The 15,902-nt window shown below is 30.4% G+C and carries 16 protein-coding genes; 3 read left to right on the forward strand and 13 right to left on the reverse strand.

Going from position 1 to position 15,902, the window contains the following annotated elements; translation table 11 throughout:
• Positions 1 to 32: 32 nt before the first annotated feature.
• The 3 genes from COC46_RS11640 to COC46_RS11650 form a co-directional block, all read right to left on the reverse strand.
• Positions 33 to 1,901: a hypothetical protein gene (locus tag COC46_RS11640; protein ID WP_098809881.1), complete on the reverse strand. Its 1,869-nt coding sequence runs from the start codon at positions 1,899 to 1,901 to the stop codon at positions 33 to 35.
• The gene (locus COC46_RS11645) at positions 1,891 to 3,804 is read right to left on the reverse strand and encodes a hypothetical protein (protein ID WP_098809882.1); all 1,914 of its coding nucleotides are present in this window, start codon (positions 3,802 to 3,804) and stop codon (positions 1,891 to 1,893) included. The genes COC46_RS11640 and COC46_RS11645 overlap by 11 nt, the downstream gene beginning before the upstream one ends.
• A gap of 213 nt (positions 3,805 to 4,017) precedes the next feature.
• Entirely contained in the window at positions 4,018 to 4,503 is a 486-nt protein-coding gene (locus tag COC46_RS11650; RefSeq protein ID WP_098809883.1) for a GNAT family N-acetyltransferase, read from the reverse strand.
• A gap of 211 nt (positions 4,504 to 4,714) precedes the next feature.
• On the opposite strand from COC46_RS11650, the gene COC46_RS11655 reads away from it, so the two are divergent.
• Positions 4,715 to 5,194, forward strand: coding sequence for an Hsp20/alpha crystallin family protein (locus tag COC46_RS11655; protein WP_176545132.1), 480 nt, complete (start codon positions 4,715 to 4,717; stop codon positions 5,192 to 5,194).
• Positions 5,195 to 5,378: 184 nt separating this feature from the next.
• Here the strand turns inward: COC46_RS11655 and COC46_RS11660 are convergent, their stop codons facing one another.
• Positions 5,379 to 5,963, reverse strand: coding sequence for an SCO family protein (locus COC46_RS11660; RefSeq protein WP_098809885.1), 585 nt, complete (start codon positions 5,961 to 5,963; stop codon positions 5,379 to 5,381).
• 171 nt (positions 5,964 to 6,134) lie between these two features.
• Between COC46_RS11660 and COC46_RS11665 the strand changes: the two genes are divergently transcribed.
• The gene (locus COC46_RS11665) at positions 6,135 to 7,088 is read left to right on the forward strand and encodes an MBL fold metallo-hydrolase (RefSeq protein WP_098809886.1); all 954 of its coding nucleotides are present in this window, start codon (positions 6,135 to 6,137) and stop codon (positions 7,086 to 7,088) included.
• 45 nt (positions 7,089 to 7,133) lie between these two features.
• Here the strand turns inward: COC46_RS11665 and COC46_RS11670 are convergent, their stop codons facing one another.
• The 4 genes from COC46_RS11670 to iadA all read right to left on the reverse strand — a co-directional run bounded on the left by COC46_RS11670 (position 7,134) and on the right by iadA (position 11,225).
• Positions 7,134 to 7,976, reverse strand: a complete 843-nt coding sequence (locus COC46_RS11670; protein WP_098809887.1) for a DegV family protein — start codon at positions 7,974 to 7,976, stop codon at positions 7,134 to 7,136.
• 322 nt (positions 7,977 to 8,298) lie between these two features.
• On the reverse strand, positions 8,299 to 8,484 hold the full coding sequence (locus tag COC46_RS11675; protein WP_098809888.1) for a twin-arginine translocase TatA/TatE family subunit: 186 nt from the start codon (positions 8,482 to 8,484) through the stop codon (positions 8,299 to 8,301).
• A gap of 178 nt (positions 8,485 to 8,662) precedes the next feature.
• Positions 8,663 to 9,709: a BMP family lipoprotein gene (locus tag COC46_RS11680; protein ID WP_098809889.1), complete on the reverse strand. Its 1,047-nt coding sequence runs from the start codon at positions 9,707 to 9,709 to the stop codon at positions 8,663 to 8,665.
• A gap of 349 nt (positions 9,710 to 10,058) precedes the next feature.
• A complete protein-coding gene (iadA, locus tag COC46_RS11685; protein ID WP_098809890.1) occupies positions 10,059 to 11,225 on the reverse strand; it encodes a beta-aspartyl-peptidase in 1,167 nt (388 codons plus the stop codon).
• A 188-nt stretch (positions 11,226 to 11,413) separates the two neighbouring features.
• Here iadA and trhA point away from each other — a divergent pair, with 188 nt between their 5' ends.
• Positions 11,414 to 12,040, forward strand: a complete 627-nt coding sequence (trhA, locus tag COC46_RS11690) for a PAQR family membrane homeostasis protein TrhA (protein ID WP_255294885.1) — start codon at positions 11,414 to 11,416, stop codon at positions 12,038 to 12,040.
• A gap of 34 nt (positions 12,041 to 12,074) precedes the next feature.
• Here trhA and COC46_RS11695 read toward each other — a convergent pair whose 3' ends face one another.
• From COC46_RS11695 to COC46_RS11715, 5 genes are all read right to left on the reverse strand, one after another.
• Complete coding sequence (locus COC46_RS11695) at positions 12,075 to 12,785, reverse strand: lysophospholipid acyltransferase family protein (RefSeq protein WP_098809892.1); 711 nt, start codon at positions 12,783 to 12,785, stop codon at positions 12,075 to 12,077.
• A 144-nt stretch (positions 12,786 to 12,929) separates the two neighbouring features.
• Positions 12,930 to 13,586 carry an FMN-dependent NADH-azoreductase gene (locus COC46_RS11700; protein WP_098809893.1) on the reverse strand — a complete coding sequence of 219 codons (657 nt, stop codon included), beginning with the start codon at positions 13,584 to 13,586 and terminating at the stop codon, positions 12,930 to 12,932.
• Positions 13,587 to 13,695: 109 nt separating this feature from the next.
• Positions 13,696 to 14,178, reverse strand: coding sequence for a dihydrofolate reductase (locus tag COC46_RS11705; RefSeq protein WP_098809894.1), 483 nt, complete (start codon positions 14,176 to 14,178; stop codon positions 13,696 to 13,698).
• Positions 14,175 to 14,969, reverse strand: coding sequence for a thymidylate synthase (locus COC46_RS11710; protein ID WP_098809895.1), 795 nt, complete (start codon positions 14,967 to 14,969; stop codon positions 14,175 to 14,177). The genes COC46_RS11705 and COC46_RS11710 overlap by 4 nt, the downstream gene beginning before the upstream one ends.
• A 23-nt stretch (positions 14,970 to 14,992) precedes the next feature.
• Complete coding sequence (locus COC46_RS11715) at positions 14,993 to 15,775, reverse strand: class I SAM-dependent methyltransferase (RefSeq protein ID WP_098809896.1); 783 nt, start codon at positions 15,773 to 15,775, stop codon at positions 14,993 to 14,995.
• Positions 15,776 to 15,902: the final 127 nt, after the last annotated feature.

Below are 15,902 nucleotides of genomic sequence, written 5' to 3' on the forward strand. Positions count from 1 at the left end.
TTTTGGGACTTTGTCTACACTCTGTAATGAAATTACTTAATTTCATCTATTGTTCTGTTTATGATCTCTATTAATTCCCTTTCACCAATTAATTCATAAAAATCCTCGCCCTTTTTCCTCGGGTAAAACTGAATATAAGTCCCACACCCAGCTTCTAAAACTTTACGATGTACATTACTCCCAGGATATAAGCAAATCACTTCATTGATTGGTTTTCGCACATAAGACATTTTTCCATTAATTCGCTCGACATATTTTAGTCCCCAGTATTTATACATTTGTTCCATTGCTTTTGTATTTCCAACTGGCTGATAGATATTGAACATTGGACTGTATTTAATTTCAAAAATAATTGAAGCAACATATTCTTTATTTTTTTTTCGATAAAAATCTAGACGGATATCAGGTTTTTTAGATTCTTCACCACTAAAAAAATTCGTTCCTTTTAATAACGATACTTGAGGGCTTCCTTCAATAATTTCGTTATAAACTAAATTAATGGTCCAATCCTTATTTTCCAGTGTTACAAATGCTCCGTCCATTAACTCATCATCTTTTATATGCATTAATATTTGTTCAGCTAATGGTTCAGAATCATTTTTAAATTTTAACTTTAAGAAAATATCGCAGAGAGAAAAAAAGACAAAGTATTCATATAGTAAAAAAGTAGGCTTATAAACTGGTAAAAGCATTTGTTTTTTACCATATTCCTTAACTTTTTTATCAAACAAGCTTAAAGAGTGGATAAAGTTTAAAAATACTTTAGAGGGACTAGATGGATAATTTGAAGTATCAGTATCAGTTGCTATTCGAAAAATCCCTATTGTGTATTCCCTAAAATAGACTTCATAAAGTTTTTCCAATGAATTCGTTATACGTACTTTTTCGGATACACTTTTCGTTAACTTTTCTAACTCGATCTCTTTTAATAATTTTGACTGTCGATATTTAGCTTTTTCACGATCTGTAATTGAGCCGTTTCCAACTACGTTTTGCATCATTTTTTCGATATCCTTAACTTGAAAATTGATTTGATCCATTTTATTTTTGTCTTTTACTAATTCATATTTTACAAAGGTTAATAGTGTCTCAATTGTTAGTAAAAATTTACGGACTTTATTTTTTGCATATTTTATCTCATCTAAATAATTTTCCTCCTGCAATACTGGTTGCATTGTTAGATTTGTTGCGTTTGAAATGGCTGGGTGTATTAAATTCCATCTAATCGTATTGAAATCTAATTTTTTAACCTGTCTTTTTAATTCATATTCCTTTTTTTGTTTCCGCTTTAATTTACTTATAAATTGTTGAATTGCTACTAACAGCCTTTCTTCACTCGACTCGATAAAACGAATAATAGGCCAAAAATACATCGTTCCATTTTGAGTAAAAGAAGCAGATGATTTTTTAAAGAATTGTGAATCATTCATGATTCCATTTATTTGTTGATTTAAAGTTGCATGCATCCACTCTAATTGATCATATTCTAAATTTTTCGGAACTATTTTTATCATTCCGTAAAAATGTTGTTCTTGATAAATAATACAAAATTCGTAATAACCACATCGCCAAGGATAAGCATTTTCAGTTTTACCATGTTCATATATTAATATTCTTCTATTTTCTTGTGTAAAAATAAATTGTTGATCATCTAAATTTTCTTGTTGAAAATGATAAAGATTATTCCAAATGAAAGTAATTTTACCGTCAAAATCACCATCTACCTGAAATAAAAATCTTTTTAACTCCTGTATTTCATAGGCAAATAAGTAGGCCTCTTTTGGGTTCATTGTTAATGCATCAAGTGATATTTTTTCCTCTTTCCCTCTTGTTCCGACTAGAATTGCAATCGTAAATGGAAGATAAAGTGGCTCAAAAATTTCTGGACTATTAGTTGACATATCCATCAATCTCCAGCTGCTTTCGTTTCTTTTTTATTTCTTTAATCGAAAATTCAAAATCAGAAATCGACCTACCTAAATTAGATTTCATGACCATATTTAGTAGACCTTCCTGTTCGTTCCCTTCACCCGTACCAATTAATTCTTCTAAATTAGCAAATAATCCCCTTACTTTCGTTAATACACGTTGCTTAACGAAGAGATCAACTGCTTCTTTGCGTTCAAATTGAATATGGGAAGGCAATATAGGAATATTTGCTAAATAATTTGATAAATCTTTCATCATACGCGGAGAAATAATTCGTTCACTAAGAGAATTCTCAACTATCTTATTAAACTCATCAAAAAACTTTAATTCATCATTTGTAAGCTCAGAAGCAATTAACGTTTTCTTAGTCCAATTACTATAGGTCTCTGCATTAATATAGATTTGTGGTACAGTTTCATAAATGTTTTCATTGTTCATCTTTTCGGCATAATTTACGAATGAAGTTGATCTAAGTGAGATAATATTTACACGATCCAATAATCTTAATGAAAACTCACTAGAAGTTTCATCAAAGTTAACTGTTCCAACAAAAATAATATTATTTCCAATTTTTATTTTAGGCTTATAATATTGATTGATTACTACATTATGATCATGGAATAAGGTTATAACTCTCTTTTCTTGTGGCATTTCTAATATTGATAAAAATTTACTAAACCAGTGCTCGATTTGGGAAAGATTCATTTCATCAAAAATAACCATATACATCCGGTGTGGAAATTGTTCAGCCTCTATTAGTAATTTAGTGAGTCCAGTCTCAGAATCTATATAAATACCTGTTGCTGGATTCAAATAACCTAATAAATCATAGTGCTCTCGGTACGACGGAGAAATTGGAACAAATAATAATTCTTTTCCAAACTCTAATCCTAAGGTTTCCCCATAAATACGCGCTAATTGTGACTTACCTGTACCACTTACACCACCTAAAATGGTCAACGCCTGAAATTTACAACAAATGTGGAAATTAATAATATCTTTTTTTTCATATAACAAGCCTTGCTGTAAGCAATTTTGATAAAACCGCTCGATAAATGCATTTTCAGTATCATTACTCCATTCAATAGGAAATGCTTGTTTCTCTGTAAACTCTTGTGTATAAATTAATTCTTTGGATTCTTTTTTAAAGTTTTTCTTTAACTCTTCCCACTGTTTTTCTGGGATAAAATAAATTAAATGATTTAAATGAATAAAAGACTTTTTTAGTTCGTCTTCTTCATAATCTTGAAATGTAACTTCATTTTGTTTTTCTAAGTAACTAATATCATTCATCATCGATTTTAAAAACAAATTCCCGTATAGTCGATTTTCATAAAAAACAAATTCCGGTTGATCAAAATCATTAAAATATTTTGGTAGATGAATTGGCAAAGAACCTTTTATCAATCGGTTTTCTACCTCTTCACGCTTTCCTTCTCCCCTAAGTTCGATGACAGGTAAAAGATGATAGGAAGTGTCCCTTTTTCCATCAAAAAATTCTACTATATCGGCCGTAATAACCTCATTGGCATATTCAAAACGAAACATAACTAATTTTGAATCAAAGAACTTTTTTAACTCATCAATTATGTCATCTTTTTTCTTACTCTTAATTAAGGGCTTTATTTTACTTTCATTATTTTTATTTGCAGTTGTCCCTACAAACAAAACATCTTGAGTTGAAAAACTAGCTTTTAATTTTGATGGGATTGGAGATAAGCATTCTACATAAAAACGAATATGATCTTCGTCTTCATAATAAAGTAAGCTCTGCTTCTCTTGGTCCACTACTCTTTCTGTGACAATCTTTCCAAGAAATAAAAAGTTGTGAATTTTTTTCGCTAATTTCTGGGTCAATGCGCGTTTTAATTTCAAAGTCATTTCCCCCACTTTCCGACATTTCTCCTACATTTTACGTTCATAATATAGAAATTATGAATAATACGGCCTTTTTACAAACAAAAACACCCAGGAAACCTGAGTGTTTCAGTAGTAGACAAAGTCTAAAATTATTATATTAAAACTGATGGTTTAAGTAATCTTTTAACTCACTAAACATGTTTCATCGTTTTAATTCTAAGGATTGTCTTAAAGCATTAATTGATAATAAACAATATCTAACCATTGATTAAATTTCTGGCCGACTTTATAAAAATGACCTACTTTTTTATATCCCAATTTCTCATGTAATTTCTCACTAACTTCATTTCCGCTAGTAATACAAGAAATAATTGTGTAATGACCTAATATTTTTGCAATTTCAATCATTTCTAGCATTAATGTCTTTGCTAACCCTTTACGACGATGCTCAGGATGAATATAGACAGATAGCTCTACAGTATGTTTATATGCGTCTTTTTCCTTAAACTGTGTAAGTGAGCAATAACCTGTTACTACACCATTTTCTTTAGAAACAATGACAGGATACATCTCAGAATGGTTATTAAACCACATTAACATGTCTTCTTCTGTTTTTATTTTCGTATCAAATGTAGCAGTTGTGTTTAGAATTGCATCATTATAAATCGTTACGATTTCTTTTACATCCTCTTTAGTAGCAAATGTTATTCCCATTTAATTTCCTCATCTCAAATTTATTTCTATCCACATTTTACATGATAAGGTTTGGTAAGAACATAGGTGAGGATTCCAAAAAATTACCTACTTACTTTTTTCCCTTAACACCTTTGATCAACCTTTTTCACCCTAACTCTTCATCTATACATGCACAGTGTTTAGGCTCTTTACATATACTGCGTTAGTCGGATTGATAGGAGGTATGAATATGAGTGAAAAAGATAATAACAACACTCAGGATGAAAAACAAAGTCATTCATCTTTAGATCTTCAACATTATTTAAAAAAGGTGGATGAACTAATCGATCAGTCGCCAATTAGAGGTCTTTTTGATGAAATTGATAAATTCTTCCATAAACACGGAGTTTTTTCTTCAATCGGTGTGGATATCATTGAAAATGGTGAGGAATTAATTATTCAGGCAAGTATGCCAGGCGTAAGCAAAGAACAAATTTATATGGACCTTGAAGGTACGATCTTAACAATTGGATTAAAAACTGACACAACTACTGAAGTACAAAATGATCAATCAAACTATTCATATAAAAAATATTCTTATAGCCAATCCCAAAGAGTAGTAAAATTACCTTTCCCAATTAATGCAACATCAGCAACATACGAAAATGGTATGCTCGTCATTAAAGGTACAAAATTACCAGAATATCAAAAACAAATTTTTCTTGACTAAAAGAAATCCGAATTTTATTCGAAATTGATGAAGTTCAGTTTTTGCCATCTCTATTTACAGTAACAAATTAAGAATTTTTATGGAAAAAGCAGTTTAATTAACTTCATTCAAGAAAAAAACTGAGTATCTTTTAAGAAACTCAGTTTTTTATTAAAAATTATTTACTTTTCTATTAAATCTTCTATTATTCCTTAGTCAATGTTTCGATATCCGCTAAAATATCATCAAATGGAACATTACTTACTCCACTATAGTCTTTAACGATTTTTCCATTTTGATCAATTAAATAAAACTTAGTACCATGGATTACTTGTGAGTTATTTTCAGGTTTTTTAACAATTGTTTTAAAATTTTCAGATGCGAATTTTTCAATATGTTTTTGTGAATAGCCCGTTAAAAAATTCCAATTACTAAAGTCGGCATTAAATTTATTACCAAATGTAGTTAATAATTGTGGCGTATCAACTTCCGGATCAATACTAAATGAGATAAAGTTTACATCCAATTTCTTTTCTGCAGCCTTTTGTTGAAGTTTTGCCATATTTGCTGTCATTGGCGGACAAACTGTTTCACAACTTGTAAATATAAAATCAGTTAGCCAGACTTTTCCTTTTAAATCTTTTGTACCAAAAGACTTACCTTCTTGGTTTGTGTATGTAAATTTTTCTAAATCCCAATTTAAAGGATTTTCAATTTTATTACCACAGCCGCTTAACAATGTAAGACATAAAATCATAATTACTGTTACAAATAACAAATTTCTCTTCATAAATATCCCCCCAATGTTGCATCATACTTGTCCATTGTATCAAAAACAGGTAGTTACTTTCTAATATTTTAAATTAATTAACATATATATTTAAAATTTTTCAAATGATATTTTTACAAAGGAAAGTAAGACTAAACAGTTTGATAAAGAATCTTGAAAGGATGACTAGTAATGAAAAACAAAAAATATGAAAATTTAGATACGAGTTATCGACGAACTTTTAAAGATTTTATCAAATGTGGAATTGAAAGAAGTAAATCAAAAAAAGATTACAGTAGTGTAATTCAACATTGTAGTCATAAAAAAGTTTCCTATTTAAAGGAAAACCGACATGAAACAACTATCACTTGGATTGGACATTCTACTTTTTTAATTCAAATTAATGGAATCAATATTTTAACGGATCCAGTTTATGCAAATCAAATGGCTTTAAAAAAACGCTTATCAAATCCAGGTTTACTTTTATCTGAATTACCTCCAATTGACATAATTTGTATTTCTCATGGTCATTATGATCATCTTGATTTTAATACATTACGTCATTTTCCAAAAAACACATTATTTTTTTTACCAATCGGTTTAAAACAGAAGTTTGTTAATAAAGGCTATACAAATGTACATGAAATGAAATGGTGGGAATCAAAGAACTATTTAAATATCGAAATTTCATTTGTGCCTTCTCAACATTGGACTAAGAGGACTTTATTTGACAGGAATAAGTCACATTGGGGAGGATTCGTCTTCAAAACATCAAATGAATGCTTATACCATGTTGGTGATAGTGCATATTTTTCCGGTTTCAAAGAAATCGGTAAAAAATTTCAAATTGATACAGCGATCATCCCGATTGGAGCATATGAACCTGAATGGTTTATGAAACACAATCATATGTCCCCTGAGGAAGCTGTTCAAGCATTTATAGACTTAAAAGCAAAGCTATTTATCCCAATGCACTACGGAACATTTAAACTTGCAGATGATACTCCTTTAGAAGCTTTGGAGCGACTATGTTCTGAATGGAAAAGAAAAAAATTAAAACCTGAAAAACTGAAAATTTCTTTACTAGGTGAAACAGTTCACCACTCGATCATCATAAACAAAAAAGAAGAAGCCATAATTTATTAGGCTTCTTCTTCCATTATGTTGAAAATCACTTGTTTTCAATACATTTTATTCAGCATAAAAAACGAACCCGATCGCGCCTTTTCCTGTATGTGTACTAATTACTGGTGTTGTGTAATCGGTTTCGGGTAATTCAATATTTGTAAGCTGCTGAATTGAATTTCTAAGTGTCTCTGCAAGCTCTGGAGCATCAGCATGTGCAATACCTACTCCTTTAATCGTTTTTCCAAGTGTGTCTTGTTCAAAATACTTTGTTAATGTTTTCACGACTTGCTGATGACTACGCACTTTACCAACTGGAGAATAGACGCCACCTTCTAGTGAAGCAATTGGTTTAATGTTTAATAATGACCCTATGAAGGCTTTTCCTTTCCCAATTCTTCCACCTTTAACTAAATTTTCAAGTGTATCTACCATTATATATAGATATGAATTATTTTTAATTTCCGTAACACGTTTAACGATGTTCTCTACAGTTGATCCCTCTTCTGCCATTTTCGCCGCTTCAATTACTTGAAAAGCCATTGCTCTCGTAATAAAAGCTGAATCTATTACTGTTACATCGCCTTCAACCATCCCAGCAGCCGCACAAGCAGTTGAATATGTTCCGCTTAAACCGCTTGATAAGTGAATAGAAATAACTTTACTTCCGTCAGCTGTCAATTTTTCAAATGTTTCAACAAATGTACCTACAGCTGGTTGAGATGTCTTTGGCAATTCGACTGAATGTTGCATTTCATCAATAAATTGCTTTGGAGAAAGATTAACTCCGTCTAAAAATGTTTCACCATTTATTTGAATTGATAAAGGAATAACAGTTATATTTAAATTTTCAATTTCTTCTTTTAATAAGTCGGCCGTTGAGTCAGTTACAATCTTAATTTTTGCCAATTGTTTTCACATCTTTCTTCTCTATAATTCTACAAATTTTGCAAAGCAAATTCATTATATCATTTTTACTATCAGTTAACAGTAAATATTAAAGTTCCATTAAAATTTCAAAAATTCTTTGGAAATCGTATTGACATTTTGTTAAGATTCAATTTTCTAATAGGATTTAGTAAATCTAATTGTGAAAAACATGATTTGTTAAGGCAGAATTTATAGGATCTATGAAATCAATTCGAGGTATTAAATGGAATTAAAAGAAAGGATTTAGTACAATTTGAAAACAAAAAGAAAAAACTCGGCTGTTAACCGAGTTTTTAGTAATTTATTTGCGGTTCTTTTCGTCTTTTTCTTCTAAAATATCATTTGTAAGACCTTGAGTTGAACGTTTAAATTCTCTAAGTGTGTCTCCAAATGCTCTTCCGATTTCAGGTAATTTTTTTGGTCCAAATATAATTAAAGCTAAAATTAGAATTAAAATTAAACCTGGAAAGCCTATGTTAGCCATTATTTTCCCCCAACTTCCATCTACTATTAATAAGTAAGTACCAAACTTTCCTTATATAGTAATATTGTCAAAAATTTGTCCATTCGTCAAATAAATTTAAGTATTTTTATTAAATTTTAATAACTACTTCAGATTTAGTTTACATAACAATATTATTTAATCCCTAATTATTTTAGATAACCTAAATCAAATGCTCTTTAAACTGTAGATATTCTTTTTCATTACTTGGTACATCCAAATTACCTGTTCGAATTTTTTCCTTATACTCATTAACCTTTTGTAAAATTGGTTCCTCTACATTATGATCTGCCACAATTAATTCTATACCTTCTTCATTAACACCATATATTAATGTCTTACCACCATGAAATTCATTTAATTTTGTTTGCTTTGCTAAATCATATACAGCTTGATCAATTTTTTTCACAAGAGAGAAAAGTGTTACGTTTTCAGGTAAACCTTTTTTATATTCATTTCGGTCTACACCGATGACCCATACTTCTCTATGATTTGATTGCTTAATTTTTTTTGCTGTAGTAAATACTCCTTTACTTGTTAAACCAGTTACTGGGAAAATGATATCTACATTATTATTAAAAAAATCATTTGCAATTCTAGATCCAATTTTAGGATCGTTAAAAGTATTAGAATACGCTGTCAGAACTTCAATTTCTTTATTTACAGACTTTACTCCAGAAATAAAGCCATACTTATATCGGTTAACTATTTCATTATCATCTCCGCCGATAAATCCTATTGTATTTGTTTTTGTTTTCATTGCTGCTATTACACCAGCTAAAAAGCTGCTGTCTTGCTCAGAAAAATTAATGTTTATTACATTAGGTTGATCTACATTTGAATCAATCACCCCAAATTTAATATTTTTGTATTTTTCCGCAACCGAATTCACTACATTAGATAAGTTATTTCCTAATCCAATAATCAAATCATAATTTGAATCAGCCATTTTAGTTACTTTCTTTTCAAATCTTTTCGTACTAGTTGTTTCAATGTATTTATAATTTTTGTCTTTTTTTAAATTTTCTTCATTAGCAAATTTTGAAATACCTTTCATTGCAACGGAGTTTAAATAACTATCGTTTTTACCATTTGAATTTGAGACGATTCCGATTTTAAATGTATTACGATCATCTTGTTTACCACTGCAAGCCGAAATGACGACTGCGATGATCGAAATTAAGATTAAAGCAGTCTTTTTTATATACAAATCATTCACCTCATTTGAATACAATTATTTCTAGTATGAATGTAGAATTATTCTTTTATTCGTAAATTAAGGCTGAGATTAGAAAATACAGGAATTTAGAATAATTTTTCTCATAAATTACGTAGTTTAACCTGATCTAATGAGTTGCAACTAAGCTATTGTAGGTTTCACGTATTAAAAGGAGTTACAAATATCTGAAAAAGAATGTTTTATCAATTTAAAACAAATAACGAAATAAATAAAAAAGAGTTTATAGAAACTAAGGATTTCTTTAAACTCATCTACATATGACCTTAATGTTACTATTTTTTTATAGATAGTACTTGGTTCTACTTCTTGAAGATATTTCTCATTCAAATGTGCCTTTGACGATTACTTCATTATCTTGCATCATGATTTTACCTTTTGAAATAACCGCTTCAATATCTAATGTGGTTTTATTTAGGAAGACTAAGTCTGCATCATATCCATTTTTGATTTCGCCTTTTTGTAATTTTAATATTTGGGCTGGATTTTTAGTGATTACACTAATTGCATCTTCAATCTTGATCCCTTCATTTATAATTGCATCTTTCACTTCGCTGTATAAACTGCTTACTCTTCCAACCTTCATGCCTCTTAATTTCCCGTTTTCATCAAAATCAGGTAAACTTCCTTGGCCATCAGATGTAAATGTAATTTGTTCAATTTTAACACCTGATTCTAGCATCCTTTTCAAGCCTACACTACATTTCACTTCACCATTATTCAAAAAATGTGGAATGGAGCTTGTTGTAAAATCTACAAACCCTCCATTTTTTGCAAACTTAATCCCTGCTTCAAATAAATAACTATTTCGGTTAATATGCGTCGGATAAAATTGAGTGATTGGTAATTCGGTTTCTTCCACAATCTCCTCGATCATTGATAGCATTTTTTTACTATCTCCTATATGTACATTTACAACGCCAGCTTTGCCAGAAAGTAATCCTCCATTTCGAGCTTGAGCTGCTATTCTTGCAAACTCTTCCTTTGTCGGCTGAGATGATCGATGGTCTGAAATCGCAATTTCTCCTACACCGATAATCTTATCGACTAAGATGATATCTTCTTCAATTTTAGAAAATAATGTTTTGACGGGTGTTTGATATGAACCAGTATAGACAAATGAAGTGATTCCCTCTTCCTCTAATGCTCTACACTTAGCTAGTAAACTTGTCATCGTTCTTGTTGTGCCATCTGTACCTATTACCCCGACAACAGTAGTGATGCCACCTTTAATACAATCAGACAAAAGTAATTCAGGAGTCCTTGTTTTAAACCCTCCTTCACCTCCACCACCAATAAGATGAACATGTGCATCAATGAAGCCAGGCACAATATAGTAGTCAGATGCATCCAATATTTGTATAGGCACTGAAGATGAAGTTATATCAATTCCTTCATGAACATATTCAATTTTTTCATTTGAGATTAAAATATCGTTTTTACCTAAAGACTTAGGCGAGAATATTTCTCCATTTTTTATAAGTAACATATATACCTCCAATTAAATAAATTAGGTCAATTTCATACTTACTTATTACATGTTGATTCACAATAACTAAAAAGCTATCTTTCAAAAATATACATACTACAAAAAAATATAGAAAACATTAAATCTCTATATTTGTTCATAATACTCCCATATATAAAAATGATTCAATGAAAATAGGAGGCATTTTTATGAGTAGAGCAATGAAAGAAGAATTAGCAAATGCTATTACTCACGGAATTGGCGCAATTCTGAGTATACCTGCATTGCTTTATTTAATCAGTAAAGCTTCAAATAACGGATCGCCTTGGCATTTATTTTCTTTTACTATTTTTGGTTCATCCATGTTGCTACTTTATATTTGTTCAACATTGCTTCATAGCGTCCGAGATCCAAAGCTTATTAAAATATTTACAATCCTAGATCACTCAGCTATTTATTTGTTCATTGCAGGAACATATACTCCGTTTTTACTTGTTACATTACGAGGGAAAATTGGCTGGTCGCTATTAACAATTGTTTGGGGATTAGCAGTTTCGGGTGTAATCTTTAAATTTATTTACGTTAATCGTTTTGAATTATTTTCTACAATAGTTTATTTAATAATGGGTTGGCTAATGATGTTTGCTATTAAACCTATTTATGTAGGACTATCTGGAATTGGATTTTTCTATTTATTATTAGGTGGTTTATTTTATTCGATTGGGACAATTTTCTTTCTAGTCAAACGATGGCCCTATAGTCATGCAATATGGCATTTATTTGTTTTATTAGGTAGTGCATCAATGTATTTTTGTGTTATTAAATTTGTTTTTTAAAAAAAGCGCTTCATTTGAAATGAGCGCTTTTCGTTTATTTTTCTTCAATAATTTCTTTAATGTATTTAGTTAATTCTTTTGCATCAGTAATCCCAATTTGTTCAGGATATACTGGTGGAAACACCTTAAGCGTCACATTTGCAGGTTTAATTCGATTTCCATTAGCTTCTAAAATATTATATGTTCCTTCAATTTTAACAGGAATAACCGGAACTCCTGATTTCGTTGCTAAATGAAGACTCCCTGATTTAAATTCACCTATTTTACTACTCTTACTTCTAGTACCTTCAGGAAAGATAACTAATGAATGACCATTTTTAAGTTTATCAACGCCCTCTTTTATAGCTTTAAGTGATTGTCTTCGATCACTTCTGTCCATAAAAACACTATTCATTTGTTCCATCCAGTCTGGTACGATCGGTAATTTTTTCAATTCGACTTTTGCAATAAATCCAATAGGTTTATTCAAATATCCTAGTAATAGTGGAATATCAAAATTACTTTGATGATTACTTACAATTAGGACACCTTGGTCTCTAGGAATATTTTCGATTCCTTCAACCTTTACTTTACTACCAGTACAACCAATCATCATTTTCCCGAAATAATCAGGAAATACATGCATTTTACGATCTCTTTCATGGACAGGTAATTCTTTTGGTAATTTTTTTACTGATGATAATTTTAGCTTTGCTTCAATTACACCAATGACAATTCGTGTTGCAGCAAATATTGTGCGAAACATAATAATCCTCCGATAATTGAGTATGTTAATTATTATACAAAATGCCCCACTACTTGAAAAGTATTATCCATCCTGTTTATTTAATTTAAAGGCAATAAAAAAAGAATCGACTATTAATCGTCGATTCTTTAATTTCATGAATCTTTAGTTCGAAACTTTTGCACTGCTAAATTCTGCAGCAAGAACTTTAGCTTTTTCAATTGCATTAGCTTTAATTTCTTGTGCTTTATCTGGCATCGCAGCCATACCTTCTACGAATAATGTAGTAACATCCGTAACACCAACGAAATTTAAGATACTAGTTAAGTATGGGCTAGAGAAGTTAATTCCAGCAGCAGGACCTTCTGAATATACGCCACCGCTTGCTTGGATGTGTAATGCTTTTTTATTTTCAAGTAAGCCAACTGGACCATTTTCAGTATATTTAAATGTTTTGCCTGCAACAGAGATATTATCAATGAAGTTTTTTACAACTGATGGGAAACTAAAGTTCCAGAATGGTGTAACAAATACATACTCATCAGCTTGAGTGAAAACTTCTAAATTACGATTCATAGCAGCTAAAGTAGCTTGTTGATCTGCACTTAAGTCTTCAAAAGCAGTACCATTTGCTAATTTACCCCATGCATCAAATACAGTTCCATCTAACATTGGAACATTTTCTTTGAATAAATCGAAATGAATCACTTCATTTTCAGGATTTGCTTCTTTGTATTCAGTAATAAATGCTTCCCCTACAGAAAGACCAAATGAATTTTCAATCGCATTTGGATTTGCAGTAATATAAAGTAATTTTGTCATTGTAATATCTTCCTCTCAGTTTCGATTATCTTTAATTCGAGATTTATTTTTTAAAATTAAGGGATAACTAAATCCCTTAACCTCATAATAATATCTCTAATTCAAGATGTCAACACTTTTTCTCATAAACTAAATACCTATATTTTATTTTTGATTTTTCATCAACCTGTACTTCAGACATGGATTTAACATTCCATTCTTCCTTTAAAAAATTCGGGAAGAATGTATCACCCTCAAAATTATGATCAATTTCAGTAATGTATAGGGTATCTAAATAAGGAAAGGTTAAATTAAAAATTTCAGCACCACCAATAATAAATAAATCCTCATGTTTATGTTCTTCAAGATAACTTATTACATCATTGATAACCGTAACACCTTCTAGATGAAAATCCTTTTGTCTTGTTACAACGATATTCTCACGATTAGGAAGCGGTCTACCAATCGAATCAAAGGTTTTTCTTCCCATAATAATTTTATGACCAGTAGTTACTTTCTTAAAATAAGCAAGCTCTTGTGGAAGATACCAAGGCATCTCGTTATTTAAACCGATCACATTGTTTTCTGACATAGCAACTAATGCAGCAATCATACACTTACTACCCCTTTAATTGCAGGATGAAATTCATAGTCTTCTAATGTAAAATCTTCAAATTTAAAATCAAAAATGTTTTTAATTTCATCATTTAACTTCATTTTAGGTAATTTATGTGGCTCTCTTGAAAGTTGTAAATTTATTTGTTCAAGATGATTTGTATAAATATGGGCATCTCCAAATGTATGTACAAAATCACCTAATTCTAAATCACATACTTGAGCAATCATCATTGTTAACAGTGCATAAGATGCGATGTTAAATGGAACTCCTAAGAAGATGTCAGCGCTTCTTTGGTAAAGCTGACAAGAAAGTTTCCCATCATTCACATAAAATTGGAAGAAACAATGACAAGGTGCTAAAGCCATTTTATCAAGTTCTCCAACATTCCAAGCAGATATAATCATTCTTCGAGAATCTGGATTTGTTTTTATTTGATTAATCACTTCAGTAATTTGATCAATTGTAGATCCATCAGCTGCTTTCCATGATCTCCATTGTTCACCATAAACAGGACCTAAATTACCATTTTCATCAGCCCATTCATTCCAAATGCGAACACCATTTTCTTTTAAATATTGAATATTCGTGTCACCTTTTAAAAACCATAGTAATTCATGAATAATTGATTTAAGATGAACTTTCTTAGTCGTTACTAAAGGAAAGCCATCTTGAAGATTAAATCGCATTTGATAACCGAATGTACTAATAGTTCCTGTTCCAGTACGATCTGTTTTTGTCATGCCATTGTCTAATACGTGTTTACATAAATCTAAGTATTGCTTCATATTGGCCTCCTAATTATGTAATATTAATTCTTACTAACCTCTATAAAACCAAAATGAAATTCAGAAGATTTTCGAATTAATTGATTAAATCCATATTTTTTAAATCTTTCACTTCTAAAATGATCTTTCAAAACTACTCTTTTTTTTGCAACTCGTTTAGCTTCATTGATTACTTCAAATGTAAGATCATCATATGATGCTAAATTTTTTAATGCTGCAATACCTGAAGAGGCTTCGATATTTTTTTCAAACATCGGATCAAAATAAACGACATCAAAAGATTGATCTGGAAGTGTCTTCAAATAATTTTTATAATCAACATTTTTCACTTCAATTTTATTAATGATATTCGACCAATCTTTAATGTTTTGTTTATTCGTTTTTAAGCCCTTCGACGTTAAATAAGCGATGATATGGTTTTTCTCTAAGCCTAAAACATTACCACGCTTACCTACCATGAAACTTGCAACGATACTATCCGACGCCATTCCAAGTGTACAATCTAAAAGTGAATCACCTTCTTCTAATAAACAAGCATCACAAAATGGATCATGTTCACCTTTCATCAATCGTCTAATTCTGAAAACAGAGGAATTCGGGTGAAAAAAATATGGAATAGCTTGATCATCCTCATACCATTCTAATCTATTTTTACCTATTACTAAGATAGGTTTATTAAATTTATTATAAATTTCTTCTAAGCTAAGGTCATTTCGGATTATTGATTGTCCATTTAAATCTGAGGCAATTATTTCGGCTTCTCTTTCTAAATTAACATCCGGTCTTAAGCAAGTAGTTATTATCATATGTCTCCTTAATTAAGAAAAAAAGAGGAAAAATCCTCTTTTCAGCTACCCGCCAACCGCTTGCTTTCTTCGTTGCTTCGCCTGTCTGCGGTGCTCATTACCCAATAGGGTAACTCCGCTCCTCACC

Origin of the sequence: Bacillus sp. AFS041924, from assembly GCF_002577195.1 — a bacterium.
Classification (GTDB): domain Bacteria; phylum Bacillota; class Bacilli; order Bacillales; family Bacillaceae_G; genus Gottfriedia.